The sequence below is a fragment of the Enterobacter sp. 01-M-02-SI-ECC genome (assembly GCF_047530595.1).
Taxonomy (GTDB): domain Bacteria; phylum Pseudomonadota; class Gammaproteobacteria; order Enterobacterales; family Enterobacteriaceae; genus Enterobacter; species Enterobacter cloacae_M.
Genome location: NZ_JBLKCZ010000025.1, coordinates 1 through 18,099, shown reverse-complemented (window position 1 = coordinate 18,099; position 18,099 = coordinate 1). Strand labels below are relative to the sequence as shown.

Sequence of the window (18,099 nt, the reverse complement as noted above, 5' to 3'; positions counted from 1 at the left end):
CCTTATTGTCGGCGGGCCAGCTCCCGCTGAATATGATCCAGCAGAATATCGATGTTAATCGGCTTACGCAAAAAAGCAGCGGCGCCCAGATTAAGAGCGTACCGCTGCATATTTTCATCAGCATGACCGGAGATAAAGAGCACGGGCGGAGGCGGTACGGCCAGCAGCCGCAGCTTGTCAAACAGCTCAAGGCCGCTCATGCCCCGGAGCTTGATATCGGTGATCACCAGCGCCGCGCCGGACAGGGCAAGCGGATGGCTCAGAAATACCTCTGCCGAATCAAACGTGTCGGTTGAATAGCCTTCCGACTCCAGGAGATTACTCAACCCGCTGCGGACGGAACGTTCGTCATCAATGATGGCAATGCGCCACGGCAGCGTCATGCTGTTATTCCTCTAACCAGTCATTTAACGTCGCGAGGGTCCTTCGCGGGCGCAGGGGGCGCCGTGCCGCTGATTTTCGGTACGCATTCGTGACGAAACCAGGCGAGGGTAAGCGGTTCGCGACTCAGTAAACGTCGTCCCACCGGGATAAGCTGTTCGCCCACCAGCATGCCAAACAGGCCAAGCAGGGCGACAACCGGTGGTGCCGGGGAATGGACGTCGAGCAGAGCGTAAATTACCCCAGCAACCACGCCGCACACCAGCGAAATTATCCATGCTTTCATGATGACGCTCCCGTCTGCGATGCCGCCTGCGGAACGGTCACCTGAGGAGGTGGGGCGCCGTCGCGGGATAAGAGATGGCGCGTCGCCTGTTCACCCGCCAGCATCCCCAGCAGACCAATCAGCGCCAGCGCGGGCGGCGCGGGGGATCGCACCTTCAGCACGGCATACATCAGGCCAATCAACACGCCTGCCGCAAGGGATATCAGCCCAGTACTCATTGTGAACTCCAGAGAAAGAGGCAGCGGCGAGCCGGATGAGGGACCAGCCCGCCAGCGGAACTTAGCGAGCCGGGACCGGCGCTAAGGTGTGGTGCTCGCTCTTCTGGCGAGACGGCGCTTTGTGCACCATGGTGTAGGCGTAATCCACGCCCATGCCGTACGCGCCGGAGTGCTCGCGCACGATATCCATCACCGCGGTGTAGGTCTCTTTACGCGCCCAGTCGCGCTGCCACTCCAGCATCACCTGCTGCCAGGTGACCGGGATCACGCCCGCCTGGATCATGCGCTGCATCGCGTAGTCGTGGGCTTCTTTGGAGGTGCCGCCGGACGCGTCCGCCACCATATAAATTTCGTAGTCGCCTTCCAGCATCGCGCACAGGGCAAAGCTGTTGTTGCACACTTCGGTCCACAGACCGGCCACCACGACCTTCTTCTTGCCGTTGGCCTTCAGCGCGTCGCGCACCTTCTGGTCGTCCCAGGAGTTCATGGAGGTACGCTCCAGAATGTCCTGACCCGGGAATACATCCAGCAGTTCAGGATAGGTATTGCCGGAGAAGCTTTCGGTCTCTACGGTGGTGATGATGGTCGGGATGTTGAACACCTTAGCCGCTTTCGCCAGCGCCACGGTGTTGTTTTTCAGCACCTGGCGGTCAATCGACTGCACGCCAAACGCCATCTGAGGCTGGTGATCGATAAAGATGATCTGACAGTTCGCAGGGGTTAACACTTCGAGCTTTGAAGAGGTCATAGCATTTTCCAGTGGTTAAGGGTGAAATCGCCGCGAGCGCCGCGACGATAAAGTCACCCTCATCCTGCGGTTTTCCGTCCCTGCGCGTAATTATCTCTTCGTATAGTTAACCTTAGGTATAGTTATACTTTGGTATACCTATCCTATTGTATAACTGGATCTTTGCCGAAACCGGTTCCCATAATCCTGACCATTCCCCTCTCAGTCAGGAGCAGTTTATGGTTACCCTCGGTAAAGCCGATCTCATTCTGGTTAACGGCCAGTTTCACACCGTCGATCGCGAAAATCCTGTCGCGGAAGCCGTTGCCGTGCGCGACGGAAAATTTCTGGAAGTGGGTACCGTCGCCGAGGTGATGCAGCACCACGGCGACGGCACCAAAGTGGTCGACTTAAAAGGCCACACCGCCATCCCCGGCCTGAACGACTCGCACCTGCACCTGATCCGCGGCGGGCTGAATTACAACCTTGAACTGCGCTGGGAAGGCGTGCCGTCGCTGGCCGACGCCCTGCGGATGCTGAAAGAGCAGGCCCTGCGCACGCCGTCGCCCCAGTGGGTACGCGTGGTGGGCGGCTGGACCGAGTTCCAGTTTGCCGAGCGCCGCATGCCGACGCTGGACGAGATCAACGACGCCGCGCCGGATACCCCGGTCTTCATCCTGCACCTGTACGACCGCGCCCTGCTCAACCGCGCCGCGCTGAAGGTGGTCGGCTACACCAAAGACACGCCAAACCCGCCGGGCGGGGAGATCCAGCGCGACGCCAACGGTAACCCGACCGGGATGCTGATCGCCCGTCCGAACGCCATGATCCTCTACGCCACGCTGGCCAAAGGGCCGAAGCTGCCGCTGGAGCAGCAGGTTAACTCCACCCGCCAGTTCATGCGCGAGCTCAACCGCCTGGGGCTGACCAGCGCCATCGACGCGGGCGGCGGCTTCCAGAACTACCCGGAAGATTACGAGGTGATCGCCGAGCTGCACGCGAAAAAGCAGATGACCATCCGCATCGCCTACAACCTCTTTACCCAGCGCCCGGGCCACGAGCTGGAAGACTTTGAAAAATGGACCGACATGCTCACGCCAGGCCAGGGCAGCGACTTCTTCCGCCACAACGGCGCGGGCGAGATGCTGGTCTTCTCCGCCGCCGATTTTGAAGATTTCCTCGAACCGCGCCCGGATCTCGCGCCGGGCATGGAGGACGAGCTGGAGCGCGTGGTGCGCCATCTGGTGGAGCACCGCTGGCCGTTCCGCCTGCACGCCACCTATAACGAATCCATCAGCCGCATGCTGGACGTGTTCGAGAAGGTGAACCGCGACATTCCGTTCAACGGCCTGCACTGGTTCTTCGACCATGCGGAAACTGTGTCACAGGCCAACATCGACCGCATCAAAGCGCTCGGCGGCGGCATTGCCGTCCAGCACCGCATGGCCTTCCAGGGGGAGTACTTCGCCGAGCGCTACGGCATCGAAGCCACCCGCCACACGCCGCCAGTGGCGAAAATGCTCGAGACCAGCGTGCCGGTGGGCCTGGGAACGGACGCTACCCGCGTGGCGAGCTACAACCCGTGGACCGCGCTCTACTGGCTGGTCTCCGGCCGCACCGTCGGCGGAATGCAGATGTACGACCACAGCGCCCGTCTGGACCGCGATACCGCCCTGATGCTCTGGACCCAGGGCAGCGCGTGGTTCTCCAGCGAGCAGAACCAGAAGGGGCAGATCAAGGTCGGCCAGCTCGCCGACCTGGCCGTGCTGAGCAAAGACTACTTCCGCGTGCCGGAAGAGGAGATCAAGGGCATCGAGTCCGTTCTCACGGTGGTCAACGGCGACATCGTCTACGCCGCGGGCAGCTTTGGCCCGCTCGCGCCGCCGGCCATTCCGGTTCTGCCCGAGTGGTCCCCGGTGGTCAAGGTGCCGGGCCACTACCGCAGCGCGCCGCCGCTGGCCGCCCGCGTGGGTATGAGTGTGGCTCACCACTGCAGCGGCCCGTGCGGGGTTCACAGCCACCAGCACGATTTCGCCCGCACGTCAGCGATGCCGGTGTCCGACGATAACGCTTTCTGGGGGGCGCTGGGCTGCAGCTGCTTTGCATTCTGATGAAAAACACCTTTGCTCTGCCCCGGGTCGACCTGGGGCTGTTCTTCCTGCGCCTGACCGGCAGCCTGCTGCTGCTCTACGTGCACGGCCTGCCGAAGGTGCTGCACTTCAGCGACGAGCTGACGCGCATTGAAGATCCGTTCGGCTTTGGGCCCTGGGCGAGCCTGATCCCGGCGATTGTCGCCGAGGTGATTTGCCCGCTGTTTATCATTGCGGGCGTGTACACCCGCCTGGCGTGCCTGCCGATTATCGCCGTGCTGCTGGTGGCGATGCTGGCGGTCCACCCCAACTGGTCGATTGCCGAAGGGCAGTTTGGCTGGCTGCTGCTGATTATCTTCACCACCCTCGCCCTCACCGGGCCGGGCCAGTGGCGGCTGCAGCGTAAGACAGCGGAGAGGTTCGCATGACCCAGGTTAACGACGTTCGCGACGCACACGTCGAGACGACGCCCGCATCGACGGTTTCGCCCTGGCAGCCGCTGAGCCAGCCGGTGTTCCGCATGCTGTGGATCGCCACGGTGGTCTCTAACGTCGGCTCATGGATGAGCGACGTCGGCATCAACTGGAGCATGCTGACCCTGAGCGCCGATCCTTTAGATATCGCGCTGGTGCAGGCGGCCAGCAGCCTGCCGATGTTCCTCTTCGCCCTGCCGTCCGGGGTGATGGCGGACATCGTCGACCGACGTAAATACCTGCTCTTCTCCCAGCTGTGGGTGTTCATCGCCGCCGCCGGGCTGACGGTGCTCTCCTTCACCGGACACGTCACCCCCACCGTTCTGCTGGTGGCGACGTTCCTGCTGAGCGTGGGCGCGGCGATGAGCTCGCCGCCGTTCCAGGCCGTGGTGCCCGATCTGGTGAGCAAGCCCGAGCTGGGCGCCGCCGTGGCGCTGAACTCGCTCGGGGTGAACATCAGTCGGGCAATTGGCCCCGCGCTGGGCGGTTTTCTGCTCTCGCTCGCCGGGCCGTGGATGGTGTTTGCCCTGAACGCGCTCTCCGTGGTCGGCGTGGCGTGGGTGCTGTGGCGCTGGCGTCCGGCACCGTCCATTCAGCACCTGCCGCCGGAGCACTTCTTCTCCGCGGTGCGCTCCGGCATCCGCTACGTGCACGCCGCGCCGGTGCTGCGCAACGTGCTGGTACGCACCGTGGCCTTCTTTGTTTTCGGCAGCGCGGGCTGGGCGCTTCTGCCGCTGGTGGCGCGCCGCGAGCTGGGCTTAGGCCCGGCGGGCTACGGCGTGATGCTGGCGTGCATTGGCCTGGGGGCGATTGCCGGGGCGATCCTTCTGCCGCGCCTGCGCCAGCGGCTCGACGCCGACCGCCTGATGGTGGCCGCCAGCCTGACCTTTGCCCTCACCATGCTGGCGCTGGCGTTCGTGCGCCACGTCTGGCTGCTCAACCTGTTTGAGTTCTTCACCGGCTTCGCTTGGATTGCGGTGCTCTCAACACTGAACCTCGGCGCGCAGCGCAGCGCCGCTCGCTGGGTGAAGGCCCGCGCGCTGGCGGTCTACCTGACGGTGTTCTTCGGCTCGATGACCGCGGGCAGCGCCATCTGGGGGCAGATCGCCTCCCGCTTCGGCACCCCGACATCGCTGGTGGTCGCCACGCTGGGGATGGTGCTGGCGAGCGCGACGGTGCTCCGCTGGAAGCTGGGCAAAGATCCCGACCTGAACCTCGACCTCAGCGGCCAGCCGCTGGACGGCGTGGAGATTGACCTGCCGAACGAGCGCGGCCCGGTGCTTGTGTCGCACGAGTACATCATCGACCCGCAGAATACGAAGGCCTTCCTGGAGGCGGTTCACGAGCTGCGCCGGGTGCGCCGCCGCGCCGGGGCGATGAGCTGGGCGGTGTACGAGGATATCGAACGTCCCGGCCTGTTTATCGAGACCTTCCTGATGGGCTCCTGGATTGAGCATCTGCGCCAGCAGGAGCGCCACACCATGAATGACCTCCTGCTGCAGAGCCGCGTTCTGGCTTTTCATCAGGGCACAACATCACCGGCAATTCGCTACCTGGTCGCGCCGGTATAACCATAACCATAACCATCACCTGCACAGGAACACACTATGGCAACGTTTAAGGCAAAAGACGGCACGCAGATTTACTACAAGGACGGCGGCGCGGGCAAACCGGTTCTCTTCAGCCACGGCTGGCCGCTGGACGGCGACATGTGGGACAGCCAGCTGAACTACCTGGCGGAGCGCGGCTTCCGCGCCATCGCCTTTGACCGCCGCGGCTTTGGCCGCTCGGATCAGCCGTGGAATGGCTATGACTACGACACCTTTGCGTCCGACATCAACGACCTGATCACCACCCTGGACCTGCAGGACGTGACGCTGGTGGGCTTCTCCATGGGCGGCGGCGATGTGACCCGCTACATCAACAACTACGGCAGCGCGCGCGTGGCCGGTCTGGCGCTGCTGGGCGCGGTAACGCCAATCTTCGGCAAATCCGACGCCTTCCCGCAGGGTGTCGATCAGAGCGTGTTCGACGGCATTCGCGACGGGCTGCGTAAGGATCGCGCCCAGTTCATCAGCGACTTCGCCACCCCGTTCTACGGTATCAACGCCGGGCAGACCGTTTCCGCCGGTGCCCTGACCCAGACGCTGAACATCGCCCTGCTGGCGTCCCTGAAGGGCACCATCGACTGCGTGACCGCGTTCGGCGAAACCGACTTCCGCCCGGACATGGCGAAAATCGACGTCCCGACGCTGGTGATCCACGGCAGTAACGACCAGATCGTGCCGTTTGAAAGCACCGGCAAGCTGGCGGCAGAGATGATCAAAAACGCCACGCTGAAGGTGTACGACAACGCGCCGCACGGCTTCGCGCTGACCCACCAGGACCAGCTCAACGAAGATCTGCTGGCGTTTGTGAAGTCGCTGTAAGTTCCCGGGGCTGACGCCAAAAGGCGTCAGCTATTCCCGTTCATTCCTCCCTGAACAGGCAGTGACGCTTCACAGATAATTCTTATAAGATGAGGAAAATATTCTCCTCTTTTCGCTCTGGAGCAGGTAATGGTTCAGGAACATACCGACGTACTCTCATTTTTCACCTCTCACACGGCCAATAACGATACTTATAGCCCCGAGTGGGGACCGTCTTTTCGCGCGCTCCGTCAACAAGTTCAGAATGAACGCCCCAACTTCTCAGACGAGACGCTTTATGAGCTTTGGTACAATCGCTCCAATGGAGTCGCCAGTGTCAAGCAAGGCGGTATGTCGATAAATGAATTTAACGGCGCAATAGAGGAGCTACGCGAGCTTTCTCGCCAGATGTCTAAAGAATGTACACGTACCAACTATGAGCAGGTGATTGGACAACTCAAGGCGCTCAAAGACCAAAAGATCCTGAAAAAAGTATACTGGGCTCTTTGTCATCGTGCGTTTGCCGTTATGTATCCAGAGCATATAAGCAATATCGTCAACACTGACGCATTTTTCCGGATCTATAACTACTGTAACAACCGCTTTGATTTGGGCCTGTCTGGCGAGGGCGATTGGTTTGACCTCAACATGGAGCTTAAAGAGGCATTAAACCAGGCCATCGGATCTGAGATTGATTCCATCACGCTAAATATGTCGCTCTGGCATCTGTACGCACATTTCATCCTTGAGAAAAATGATACCCTGGTGACGCCTGACAGCACGGGTGATGATGAAGACGAACAAGGCTCCGAACCCCACGATCTTCAGCTCCCCAAAAACCGCATCCTTTATGGACCTCCAGGTACAGGTAAAACCTATAAAACCATCGATATTGCCGTGCGCGCCTGCGAGCCTCAGGCATATGCCCGACTGGATGGAAAAGAAGAGAGTGAACGCCGACGCGAGCTAAAGAAAATTTATGACCGCCTGATGGGTGAAAACCGAATCCGCTTTATTACTTTTCATCAGAGCTTCGGCTACGAAGAGTTTATCGAAGGATTGCGGGCAGAGACTACCGATGACGGCAACGTACGTTACGACATCAAGCCGGGAATTTTTAAACAAATTTGTGATGACGCCGCCTTTGGCAACGCAGGTGCGCTGCGGACTTTGGATAACGCACTCGTGCAGTTACAGGAGCGGCTTTCGGAAGGAGAGAGCATTACGCTCCGCACCCACAACGGCAATCCGTTCCGTGTGACCTACAAAAGTGAAACCGCTTTTGGGATTTTCCCGGAGCACAGTAAAAAAGAGGATCTGGGTCAGGGCTATAATGCGTACCTCAAGGACATTCGCGCCTGGTATCAGGATAACAATGCCAAAATCCATAACGTTTCTTATGTACGAGGGATCCTCGCGTATCTGGTCGAAAAGAGTGAGATTCCGGCCACACCTACGCAGTCAACAGGCGGTAAACGGCAAAATTTCGTGTTGATTATCGACGAAATTAACCGCGGCAATATTTCTAAAATTTTCGGCGAGCTCATCACGCTGATTGAAACTTCTAAGCGTGCAGGCGAAGCAGAGGAACTCAGCGTTTCACTTCCCTATTCTGGTACATCGTTTAGTGTTCCCAATAATCTCTACCTTGTCGGTACGATGAATACCGCAGATCGCTCCCTGACGGCGCTTGATACCGCTTTACGCCGCCGCTTTGAGTTCGTTCCGATGTTACCAGACACCAGCCTACTGGCAGGCACGACGATCAAGGGAATTGAGCTTGAACGCCTGCTGGAAACTTTGAACGCAAGGATCCAGGCGTTGTATGACAATGAACATACGCTGGGGCACGCCTTTTTCATGCCGGTTATCCAGGTTAAACATGACGAAGACGCCGCCTTCGATCTACTTAAACGCATTATGAAAAACAAAATCCTCCCGTTATTGGAGGAGTATTTCTACAACGACTGGCAAAAAATTCGCCTGGTTCTTGGAGACAACCAGAAAGAGGACGATAGCTTACAGTTCGTTTCATCGATAAACAGTGAAGGGAACTTCCTGCGGTTGTTCGGTGCTGATGCAGCTGAGGATTTGCAGGAAGCAGGTATTAGCTATCATCTTTCCAGCGAGTCGAAACCGGTGTGGAATGATCCGCTTGCGTACCGCCAGATATACGCCCCAGCATCCATTCGCCAGGAGAGCGAGGAATGACACCCGGCCGTTACTGGACGATTTTTGAGCATGGTCATGTGATTAGCCAGAACGATCGGGGCCGCGTCGAGCATGCGATCGCACTGCCGGATACGCTTTTTCAATGGCTTGTACAACGCTGTTTAAGTGATAACGCAGAGTTTGACGGCCGGCTGCTTACCCTTCGATCTATTGGTCGGGTTCAGGCACTGCAGGTCAAAAACTACGTAGGCGTAATTGCGCTCCCGGGCGGTGCGTTTATTGAAGTGTTACCGAAAACGGGCAATGATAACGCACGTGAACAGCTGATGATGATGCTGCGTACTCTGAAAACCTTCCGACATATTGCAACGACATCCGCCAGCATTCAGACCTCGCGTATGCCATTGATGGATATTTTTATTCAACAATTTATCAGCAGCGTTCAGTCGATCCTCCAACAGGGTCTTAAACGAGACTACCTTCGCCAGCAGGATAATCTGGCCTGGATGAAAGGCAAATTACTGATTTCAGCGCAGATAACTAAAAACAGCGTTCGGCGCGATTGTTTTCAGGTGGAATATGACGAATACAGCGTCGATCGGCCCGAAAACCGCCTACTGAAAACGGCTATTGATAATGTCTCCCGCCTGACCCGCAACGCTGAACTCGCCAGGCAACTTCAGTCGTTACGATCAACCTTTGAGGCCATTCCGTCCGTGGTAGATGTCGCGTATGCTTTTAGTCAGGTCCGCCTTGACAGGCATATGCATCACTATGAGCAGGCACTAAACTGGGCGAAACTCATATTGCTGGGCGAGTCTCCTCACTGTATGCAGGGGGAGGCTAATGCCATATCGCTACTCTTTCCAATGGAAGCGGTTTTTGAATCCTTCGTTGCCGCATGGATGCGGCATCACCATCATCGACATTATCGGATTGATACTCAGGCCAAAGCACACAGCCTGGCTCGCTACCATACGAAGAATATGTTCAGGCTAAAACCAGATATTTGGCTTCGCCCGCATAACGACACGACGCATTCTGCAGTTATCTGCGATACGAAATGGAAGAAGATTAAGCCTCATAAACCTGGCTTTAATATTTCACAACATGATCTGTATCAGATGCAGGCCTACGGGGTGAAATATCTCGATAGCCGTGGCGATATGTTACTCATCTATCCGGAATACGACGGTTTTCGTGATGCTCTCCCCCATCCCTTTGAACTTCATAATCCGCAGGGCCATGCGCTACGTCTGTGGGTCGTCCCCTTTGCCATCGGAACCAGCATCCAGAAATCGACACTCTGCCTCCCTAAAGCATTGAGTCTTTAACAAGTGAAACAGACGCCTGCTTAACAAGCGTCTGTTGATGTTAATTAACCGAAACCGAACGAGTTAACTCCCCTTTTCTGACCTCATCCTGCTCCATGCCGTGACGTCGCTCCGCCAGCAGCCGACAAATCTCCGCGTGCTTCTCCTCGGTAAAGGTAAAGCGCGACATAAAGCCCATGCGGATCAGCGACCCTATCGCCGGCAGCAGGCAGATCCCGAAGAACAGCCCCGACAGCACGCTCTCGCTCTGAATTTGCGCCTGCGGCACGTAGCCGATCGTCGTCAGAAACACGCCGATTAGCCCGCCGCCCACCGCCACCGACATCTTGCCGGTAAAGGTCTGCCCGGAGAAGGTGATCGCCGCGCAGCGCTTGTGGGTGTGGTACTCCGCGTACTCGATGGTGTCGGCAATCATCGACGAGGTGAGGATGTTGGTCATCATCACGAACAGCGTGCTCAGGCCGAGCAGAATAAACAGCATCGTTACCTGCTGATACCCGACAAACCACATCACCACGCGCACCGCCACGTCCAGCCCGCAGAGGATCATAAACAGCTTCCGCTTCTGCATCCGGCGCGTCAGCATCGGCGCGATCAGGCACAGCACCGCCGCGACAATCCCCATCACGCCAATCGCCATCTGCAGGCTGCCGTCACCCAGGTTGTTGATAAAGAAGTAGATATACAGCCCGCCCGCCACGTTATGAAACACGCAGAAAAAGAACGACAGCAGGACGATAAACAGCGGCTTGTTCTGGCGCAGGTTGTGGAAGGTGTCTCGGATGGTCACCTTTTCCGGGCTCGGCGGCACGCGCTCTTTGATCTGCATAAAGCCGTTGAGCATCAGCGGCAGACCCACCAGCATCATCACCAGCGCCGCCATAAAATAGCCTTTATCGTTGCTGTACTGGGCGAAGAACGCCGCCAGCTTCGGGAAGAAGATGTTGGCGCAGGCAATCCCCGCGTTCACCCCGAGCATCGCCGCCGTTACCGCGCGGGTGCGCTGGGCGGAGTCGTTGGTCATCACCGACGACATCGACCAGAACGGGATATCGGAGATGGCGTACAGCGTCCCCCACAGGATATACGTCACCCCGGCGTAGAGGATTTTGGTGGTCATGTCCGCTTCGATTTTATAGAACGACAGCAGCGTGACGCCGGTGATTAGCAAAGGGGCGATCAGCAAAAAGTGGCGAAACTTGCCAAACCGGCTGTTAATGGTGTCCATGATGCTGGCAAACAGCGGATCGTGAACCGCGTCCCACGCGCGGGCAATCAGGAAGATAGTGCTCGCCGCCAGCGCCGAAATCCCCAGCACGTCGGTGTAAAAATAGTTAATAAACGAACCCACTAAACCAAAGCTAAAACACTGACCTAAACCATAGCCAAAATAAGACCACAACTCGCGAGACGGTATTTTCATTGTCGTTGCCATTGTTATATGCCTGCCTGGTTGCCCGGCGGTGGTCCGCCGGGTCGATATTATTAGCCCTTAACTTTCGGGGCGATCTTGCGCAGCTGCTGCATTAATGCGATTTCACGGCGCGAGAACGGAATGCCGTTCTCCTCGAACACGTCGTGGAACCAGAGGCGGCAGTAGTCCGTGGACTCTTTCATCACCACCGGCCACGGCAGCCAGGTCTGGGTTTTGCCGCGCACCAGCCCCCACTGGTACGGCGCGACCTTCGCCGCGTACATCAGCGGGAGCTGCTCTTCGATGGTGCTGCCCACGTGGCGCGCCAGCCATTCGGTGCAGAACAGCGGGCGACCGAGCGTCTGCAGCTGCTGGATAATCGCCGTCATCCGCCCGGTGTGGGTGTAGGCGTGGAAGCTCACCACGTCCGAGAGCGCCAGCGCGGTCTGGTCCAGCGGATGCCGGAAGAACGTCTCGCCCTCCTCTTCCGGCGGCAGACGCCAGGCGCAGACGGTGAGCGGCTGGGTCGGGTCTTCTTCACGCACCCACTGGAATGCGAGCTTCATCAGCGCGTGGGCGAAGGTCTCCAGCTTCGCGTCGTACTGCACCTCCTGCGTGCCGGTCGCGAAAATGCCGCGGTTACCCGGCTCGTTGTAGAGATCCCACAGCAGCACGCGCTTATCGTCGCGGAACTGGCGCACGACGTCGCGGATATAACGTTCAATGTCTGCCCAGCAGTCCGGATCGCACACCTTGTCGCGCCCCGGGCTCGCCGCCGCCTGGCTGTTGTGCTTGCCCGGCACCGGCGGCTTTTGCGGGCCGAGGTACGGCTCGTCGCCGGAGAAGCCGCAGTCGTCCATCAGGGTCAGCATGGTGCTGAACCCGTGACCGTCGGCAATCGTCAAAAACCGGTCGATGCGCGCCATCAGCCCGTCGCGGTCGTGCTCCCAGACGATAAACGGCAGGTTGATGCGCAGGGTGTTGTAGCCCGCCTCCGCCGCCCAGCCCAGCTCGCGGTCAATGGTTGCGGCATCGAAGGTCTCTGCCTGCCAGATATCGGTCCAGTTCACCGCCGTCGACGGCAAATAGTTAAACCCGCACAGCCAGCCTTTCTGCTCATACCACGCCTGTGCCTGCTCCCTGCTCCACTGCTCTTTCATTACGCATCCTCTTACTGATAATATTTAGCTAATAAATATTAGTTGCAGGATAAATGCGCAAATTACGGCGTTTAGAAAAGCGATGCCCCTCACAAAGTTCACGCTTCGATGAATGAGAAACGTGATCGACGGCGCTAAAGCGTGCGGTTAGGGTATGATGCGAAGTCGCGAAAGGGAGAGGACGGATGAAGCGAAAAACAAAAGTGACGATGAACGATATTGCGCGGGCGGCAGGGGTGTCGCAGGCAACGGTATCGCTGGTGCTCAACCAGTCCCGCAACATCAAGCTCAGCGACGACACCCGCCAGCGGGTGATTGGCGTCGCGACCGAGCTCGGCTACGACCGCCTCCCCGCCGTTCACGCCCCGCGCAACCAGGAAGAGATTGCCCTGCTGGTGAGCTCCATGCAGAGCTTCGACCCGTTTATCGACGCCATCAGCCAGGCGCGGGAAGCCGCGTGGCGCAACGAAACCCTGCTCACCGTCTACGACTACGGCGACGACATCGAGCTGGCGCTGAACATCATTCGCCAGCTGGAGAAGCGCAACTGCACCGGGATTATTCTCGCGTCTCCGGTCACCACGCTGGTGGACATGACGGCCTTCCAGGACTGCACCCGCATCCCGCTGGTGCTGCTCAACCAGCGCGACCCCGGCTCGCCGCTGCTGCCGTCGTTTATCCCGGACGATTACGCCAACGCTTTCCAGGTGACTAAACACCTCATCGCCTGCGGGGCGACGCGCATCGCTCACATCACCGGCGAGAGCTGGATGGAGGCCTCCCGCCAGCGTCTGGCGGGCTACCAGGCGGCGCTGCAGCAGGCCGGACTCGCGTGCGACGACGGACTGGTGCGCCAGACCAACTGGCAGTTCAGCGAGTCCTTTACCGCCACTACCTCTCTGCTGGAACTGGCCGAGCGCCCGGACGCCATCTTCTGCGCCAGCGACTGGCTGGCGATTGGCTGCTATCAGGCGCTGGCGGTGAACGGCGTGCGCATCCCGCAGGACATGCTGCTGGCGGGCTACGACGACCAGAAGATCTCCGAGCAGCTCACCCCGCCGCTGACCAGTATCCAGCTGCCCTACAGCGAGCTGGGACGCCTCGCGGTGGAGTACCTGTGCAATCAGGAAGATGCCGCCACGCACGTGACGCTGGCGGGCAGGCTGAAGGTGCGCGCCTCAAGCCTCGTCTGAGGTAAACACCATGCCCGCGTAGGGTTTCTCGCGACACGCCGCCAGCCGCGCGGCGAGGCTGCCCACGTGCAGCTCCAGCTTGTGCCCGTCCGGGTCGAGAAAATAGAACGACGCTCCCTCGCTTTTATTCTGCTTCCAGACGGTGACGCCCGCCTGCTCCAGCCTTTGCGAGAACGGTTCAAAATCTGCCTCCGCGACGGTAAACGCGTAGTGGGTATAGTCGCTCTCCTGCGGCGGCACGTACCGGCGCGCCTCGTCGTACGACAGGCAGACCCACAGATCGCCGCAGGTGAGATAGGCCCCGGTATTCCAGCGGGCGTGCAGCGCAAGCCCCAGCAGTTCGTGCCAGAAGGTGACGCTTTTTTGCAGGTCGCTGACCGCGAGGGTCAGGTGGTTGAGTGATTGCAGCATGACGTGCCCTTTTGTTTTTCGCGCCGGACGTGATACGGTAAAAGCATGAAAATAAACCACGCCGTGCTCACCGTAAACCGCTGGTGGCTGCCTTCTTAAAGGCGGCACGGAGTAGTTTTCCCCATTTTCAGATAGCCGCCGAAAGGCGGCTTTCTCACATCTAAGACCCCTTTCGGCAACTGCCCATTAAGGAGTCTTTATGAACGCACCAACTATCCTCACCGGCGATCGCCCAACCGGCCCGCTGCACCTCGGCCACTTCGTCGGATCGCTGCGCCAGCGCGTGGCGCTCCAGCAGACGCACAGCCAGTTTGTGCTGATTGCCGACCTGCAGGGGCTGACCGACAACGGCAGCAACCCGCAAAAAATCCGCGACAACATCCCCGAAGTGCTGGCCGACTACCTCGCTGCCGGCATCGACCCGAACCTGACCACGATCTGCCTGCAGTCCGCCCTGCCCGCCCTCGCCGAGCTGACGATGCTGTATATGAACATCGTCACCGTCGCCCGCGTGGAGCGTAACCCGACGGTGAAAAACGAGATTGCGCAGAAGGGCTTCGCCCGCTCGCTGCCGGTCGGGTTTATGGCCTACCCCATCAGCCAGGCGGCGGACATCACCGCGTTTAAGGCCGAGTGCGTGCCCGTCGGCGACGACCAGCTGCCGATGATTGAGCAGACCAACGAGATTGTGCACAAGATGAACAGCCTGCTGCCCGCCCCGGTGCTGCGCCACTGCAAGGCGATGCTGAGCGACACCAGCCGCCTGCCCGGCATCGACGGCAGCGCCAAGATGTCGAAATCGCTCGGTAACACGCTGCACCTTTCGGCCAGCGAAGAGTCCATCCACCGTGCGGTCAGCGCGATGTACACCGACCCGAACCACCTGAAGGTGAGCGACCCGGGGCAGATTGAGGGGAACGTGGTGTTTACTTATCTCGACGCGTTTCATCCTGATAAGGACAAAGTGGCGGCGATGAAGGCGCACTATCAGGCGGGCGGGCTTGGGGACCGGGTTTGTAAGAACGAGCTGGAGGGGTGTTTGCAGGAATTGATTGCGCCAATGCGGGAGCGGAGGGCGATGTATATGCGGGATAAGGGGGAGTTGATGGCGATGCTGAAGCGCGGGACGGAACGGGCGCAGGGGGTGACGCAGGCGACGTTGAGGGAGGTGAAGGTTGGGCTGGGGGTGCCGGTGTTTTAAAACGCAGCTTAAATAATAATCCCGGCGCAGGGCCGGGATATTTATCAGGCGTTACGCTTAATCACCGGAATATCGCCGGTGTCATTTAATGCACCCGGAAATGTTTTCAGCCACTGCGCGACTTTCTGCTTATTTATATTCACCACATTCATACCTTCCAGGCATCCCCATAATTCTCTTGTATGCTGCGGCGCAATCACAATGCAGTCTTTCATGGCGCGGATTTTTACGGGCATACCGTTGATGAAACCTGCACGGTTCAACCAGTCGCCGCCCAGCAGAAGGTATTTCATGTCGATGCGCGCATACAATTCGCAGCAGGCGGCACTGTCCTGTGGCGTTTCCGCGCGGGGATGGACGGGTGCCACGTTAGGCTGGTTGCCGTGCAGTCGGCGGGCGCTGTTTTTGCGTACCAGCTCGCGGTTTTCAATCATGCCGGTGAAAGCGTCTGATTCTGTGTTGCAAACAGTAAACTCGGGCTTAAAATTCGTCGCAGCCATTTTCAACTCCTGTCTAGTTGTTTGTGGTTAGCGGTATGGGGGTGTTGCAGCACCTTCATATCGCGAATTCCTCGTTAAATATTCTTCAATACTTCCTTCGCCGTTCGGCTTAATTTCTGGTGCTCATTATACAGGGCTGAATATAAATACAGCGGTTTGGCGTGGGGTAAATTTGAAATTTGCGAGGGGGATTCAGGAAATAACGGTAGGTATTTTTAATTCTAAATAGCTGCGCCGAATACCGCTACACTTTCGCCAGCCCATGCTTACCTCCGGGGAATGGGCTGACCGTTTCCATAAAATGATGAACTTTTTTTTACAGTTGCCACATCGAACGGCACTGATGGTTGCGAGTTATCGTATCGTGAAGCGCCTGCCATAACCGCTCAACGTGATTCACCCATGGCGAGTAAACCGGCTGATAAATTACCCTGAACTTCGGATTTTCCTTTAGCCAGCGCTGTGTTTCCTGGCTTTTATGAATAATGTAGTTGTCCACGATAAGCGTGATGCTTTTCGCCCGTCGGTACGTCGCTTTCAGATGCTTTAACAGACTGATAAATAACACTGAACTTTTACTGTTTCCACCCACATAACTGACTTTACCTGTTCCGCTGTGCAGCGCGCCAGCCAGATAATATTTTTCATTCTGCCCCGGCGTTACCGCGCGTTTTTGTTGTCCGCGCAGTTGCCAGTCCGCACCAATTTTGGGATTAAGATGGATATCCACTTCATCTTCATAAAAGACCGGATGCTCTGCGCTGCATTCGTCCAGTGCTTTATGGATTGCTGCCATCTTTTCATCTTTATGCGGGTCACGGATACGCAGGGTTGGCGCAGCCCTGCGCCATACAAGTCCCGCAGACGGCAACCAGCGCCGCACAGTTCCGGCATGTAACTGGCATCCGGTTATCTCATTGATTTTTATTGCTAGCAGTTCTGTACTCCAGCGGGAACGCTGCTAGCCAAAATCGCCGGGAGCGTGTTTTACCAGCTCGCGTAACAGTGTGCAGATATGCTCAAACGACCAGCGGCGGGCACGCCCGGCAGGTAATGATTTCAGCCCTTCAACACCCGACTGCGTGAACCAGTTAATCCAGCGCCCAATAGAGGAACGGGCGCAGCAGAGCGTTCTGGCAACGTCGCTGACGCGGTCGCCCCGGTGCAGCATCAGCATGGTAGTCAGTCTGCGGGCATAATTTTTATCGTGCGTTTTATGGATGGCTTTCTGCATCAGGCCTCGTTCGTCACGGGGAATTGGTGCTATGATCGGCATCGCTCAGTCCGGTTGGTGATTTGTGATTTTTGGCGATTGATCAGATCGCACAATCCGGGCTGAGTTCCCTCAAAGTGATCTACTATTCCGCGCAGCTATTTAGCATGTAGGCGGATTGAAATATACCTTTAACAACAAAGATTAATCTCAAGACTACTTATACTCATCCTATAAAACTATAGAAGGGGACTCTATTTTATACTTTAGTCATACTAAAGTGCTACAAAGTTTATAGAAGCCCCACATTGCTATAACATTACGATGGCTTCGCTGCCATTTTCATTTAATACTTCCTCATGAGAAGGCCATATATCAAAAAATGGGTAAGTTAGTTTCAATGTACCGCATTGCACATGATATGTAAGCTGTTGAACTCTTCGACGCTTGATAGAAATAGAAGGTAATGTATTTAAAAAAGCCATCATCTTATCTATAGTGATCTCACCATGATAAAGATGAGCACTTTCGGGCTTGATCATTGTTTTCATACCATTCCTTAACTCAATCGTTGTACTCGATAGTCACTCAATAAAGCTGTAAAATGAATTTTTATCAATAACATAACAATCTTTTTGATGGTAAATATCACCAAAGACTGAAGTTGTTATAATCATTTTATGTATACCATTTGGTTTCCATTTTTTTGGTAATTTCAGGGCATCGCGAACCAAATTTAATTGATTTGAATAGAAGTCAGCATAGCGTGTTACTTGCTTTATCCAGGAAGATTTAGCATTAAGTTCAGAACTATCTCCACTAAGGAAGGTGCGAATAAGCAGGTCATTTCTTCCCAAGCTGACTCGCTGATTAAAATTTCGCGGATCTGGGCCGATTTTTTTCCCGCAAACACATCGA

Annotated in this window: 17 protein-coding genes and 2 pseudogenes; 8 read left to right on the top strand and 11 right to left on the bottom strand. The window is 57.3% G+C overall.

Features of this window, described 5'->3' with window-relative positions; all coding sequences use genetic code 11:
• Positions 1–2 precede the first annotated feature (2 nt).
• From ACMWLG_RS21770 to ACMWLG_RS21755, 4 genes are all read right to left on the bottom strand, one after another.
• Complete coding sequence (locus ACMWLG_RS21770) at positions 3–383, bottom strand: response regulator transcription factor (RefSeq protein ID WP_041911343.1); 381 nt, start codon at positions 381–383, stop codon at positions 3–5.
• A gap of 20 nt (positions 384–403) precedes the next feature.
• Positions 404–667: a XapX domain-containing protein gene (locus ACMWLG_RS21765; protein WP_024909507.1), complete on the bottom strand. Its 264-nt coding sequence runs from the start codon at positions 665–667 to the stop codon at positions 404–406.
• Complete coding sequence (locus tag ACMWLG_RS21760; RefSeq protein ID WP_024909508.1) at positions 664–885, bottom strand: DUF1427 family protein; 222 nt, start codon at positions 883–885, stop codon at positions 664–666. The genes ACMWLG_RS21765 and ACMWLG_RS21760 overlap by 4 nt, the downstream gene beginning before the upstream one ends.
• 61 nt (positions 886–946) lie before the next feature.
• On the bottom strand, positions 947–1,633 hold the full coding sequence (locus tag ACMWLG_RS21755; RefSeq protein WP_045404549.1) for a hydrolase: 687 nt from the start codon (positions 1,631–1,633) through the stop codon (positions 947–949).
• A gap of 218 nt (positions 1,634–1,851) precedes the next feature.
• Between ACMWLG_RS21755 and ACMWLG_RS21750 the strand changes: the two genes are divergently transcribed.
• The 6 genes from ACMWLG_RS21750 (at position 1,852) to ACMWLG_RS21725 (ending at position 10,089) form a co-directional block, all read left to right on the top strand.
• Positions 1,852–3,723 carry an amidohydrolase gene (locus tag ACMWLG_RS21750; RefSeq protein WP_414763029.1) on the top strand — a complete coding sequence of 624 codons (1,872 nt, stop codon included), beginning with the start codon at positions 1,852–1,854 and terminating at the stop codon, positions 3,721–3,723.
• Positions 3,723–4,130 (top strand): DoxX family protein, encoded by a 408-nt coding sequence (locus ACMWLG_RS21745; RefSeq protein ID WP_045404554.1) that lies wholly within the window; start codon positions 3,723–3,725, stop codon positions 4,128–4,130. The genes ACMWLG_RS21750 and ACMWLG_RS21745 overlap by 1 nt, the downstream gene beginning before the upstream one ends.
• The gene (locus ACMWLG_RS21740) at positions 4,127–5,746 is read left to right on the top strand and encodes an MFS transporter (RefSeq protein WP_045404555.1); all 1,620 of its coding nucleotides are present in this window, start codon (positions 4,127–4,129) and stop codon (positions 5,744–5,746) included. The genes ACMWLG_RS21745 and ACMWLG_RS21740 overlap by 4 nt, the downstream gene beginning before the upstream one ends.
• 36 nt (positions 5,747–5,782) lie before the next feature.
• Complete coding sequence (locus ACMWLG_RS21735) at positions 5,783–6,604, top strand: alpha/beta fold hydrolase (protein WP_045620193.1); 822 nt, start codon at positions 5,783–5,785, stop codon at positions 6,602–6,604.
• A 129-nt stretch (positions 6,605–6,733) separates the two neighbouring features.
• Positions 6,734–8,794: an McrB family protein gene (locus ACMWLG_RS21730; RefSeq protein WP_045620191.1), complete on the top strand. Its 2,061-nt coding sequence runs from the start codon at positions 6,734–6,736 to the stop codon at positions 8,792–8,794.
• Positions 8,791–10,089 (top strand): McrC family protein, encoded by a 1,299-nt coding sequence (locus tag ACMWLG_RS21725; protein ID WP_028015355.1) that lies wholly within the window; start codon positions 8,791–8,793, stop codon positions 10,087–10,089. The genes ACMWLG_RS21730 and ACMWLG_RS21725 overlap by 4 nt, the downstream gene beginning before the upstream one ends.
• Positions 10,090–10,129: 40 nt before the next feature.
• Here the strand turns inward: ACMWLG_RS21725 and ACMWLG_RS21720 are convergent, their stop codons facing one another.
• Positions 10,130–11,524 (bottom strand): MFS transporter, encoded by a 1,395-nt coding sequence (locus ACMWLG_RS21720; RefSeq protein WP_045620189.1) that lies wholly within the window; start codon positions 11,522–11,524, stop codon positions 10,130–10,132.
• A 50-nt stretch (positions 11,525–11,574) separates the two neighbouring features.
• Positions 11,575–12,663 (bottom strand): cellulase family glycosylhydrolase, encoded by a 1,089-nt coding sequence (locus ACMWLG_RS21715; RefSeq protein WP_045620188.1) that lies wholly within the window; start codon positions 12,661–12,663, stop codon positions 11,575–11,577.
• Positions 12,664–12,848: 185 nt separating this feature from the next.
• On the opposite strand from ACMWLG_RS21715, the gene ACMWLG_RS21710 reads away from it, so the two are divergent.
• Positions 12,849–13,856, top strand: a complete 1,008-nt coding sequence (locus ACMWLG_RS21710) for a LacI family DNA-binding transcriptional regulator (RefSeq protein WP_045620187.1) — start codon at positions 12,849–12,851, stop codon at positions 13,854–13,856.
• Here the strand turns inward: ACMWLG_RS21710 and fosA are convergent.
• Positions 13,842–14,267 (bottom strand): FosA/FosA2 family fosfomycin resistance glutathione transferase, encoded by a 426-nt coding sequence (gene fosA / locus ACMWLG_RS21705; protein ID WP_045620185.1) that lies wholly within the window; start codon positions 14,265–14,267, stop codon positions 13,842–13,844. The two genes, ACMWLG_RS21710 and fosA, sit on opposite strands and share 15 nt — an antisense overlap.
• Positions 14,268–14,466: 199 nt before the next feature.
• Between fosA and trpS the strand changes: the two genes are divergently transcribed.
• On the top strand, positions 14,467–15,468 hold the full coding sequence (gene trpS / locus ACMWLG_RS21700; RefSeq protein WP_045620184.1) for a tryptophan--tRNA ligase: 1,002 nt from the start codon (positions 14,467–14,469) through the stop codon (positions 15,466–15,468).
• Between the two features lie 44 nt (positions 15,469–15,512).
• Here trpS and ACMWLG_RS21695 read toward each other — a convergent pair whose 3' ends face one another.
• The 4 genes and pseudogenes from ACMWLG_RS21695 to ACMWLG_RS21680 all read right to left on the bottom strand — a co-directional run.
• On the bottom strand, positions 15,513–15,968 hold the full coding sequence (locus ACMWLG_RS21695; RefSeq protein WP_080338432.1) for a SymE family type I addiction module toxin: 456 nt from the start codon (positions 15,966–15,968) through the stop codon (positions 15,513–15,515).
• Positions 15,969–16,212: 244 nt separating this feature from the next.
• Positions 16,213–17,244, bottom strand: a pseudogene (locus tag ACMWLG_RS21690) (IS630 family transposase).
• 248 nt (positions 17,245–17,492) lie between these two features.
• Positions 17,493–17,732 carry a hypothetical protein gene (locus ACMWLG_RS21685; RefSeq protein WP_045620183.1) on the bottom strand — a complete coding sequence of 80 codons (240 nt, stop codon included), beginning with the start codon at positions 17,730–17,732 and terminating at the stop codon, positions 17,493–17,495.
• A 33-nt stretch (positions 17,733–17,765) separates the two neighbouring features.
• Positions 17,766–18,099: pseudogene (locus ACMWLG_RS21680) on the bottom strand (hypothetical protein); the annotation flags it as partial.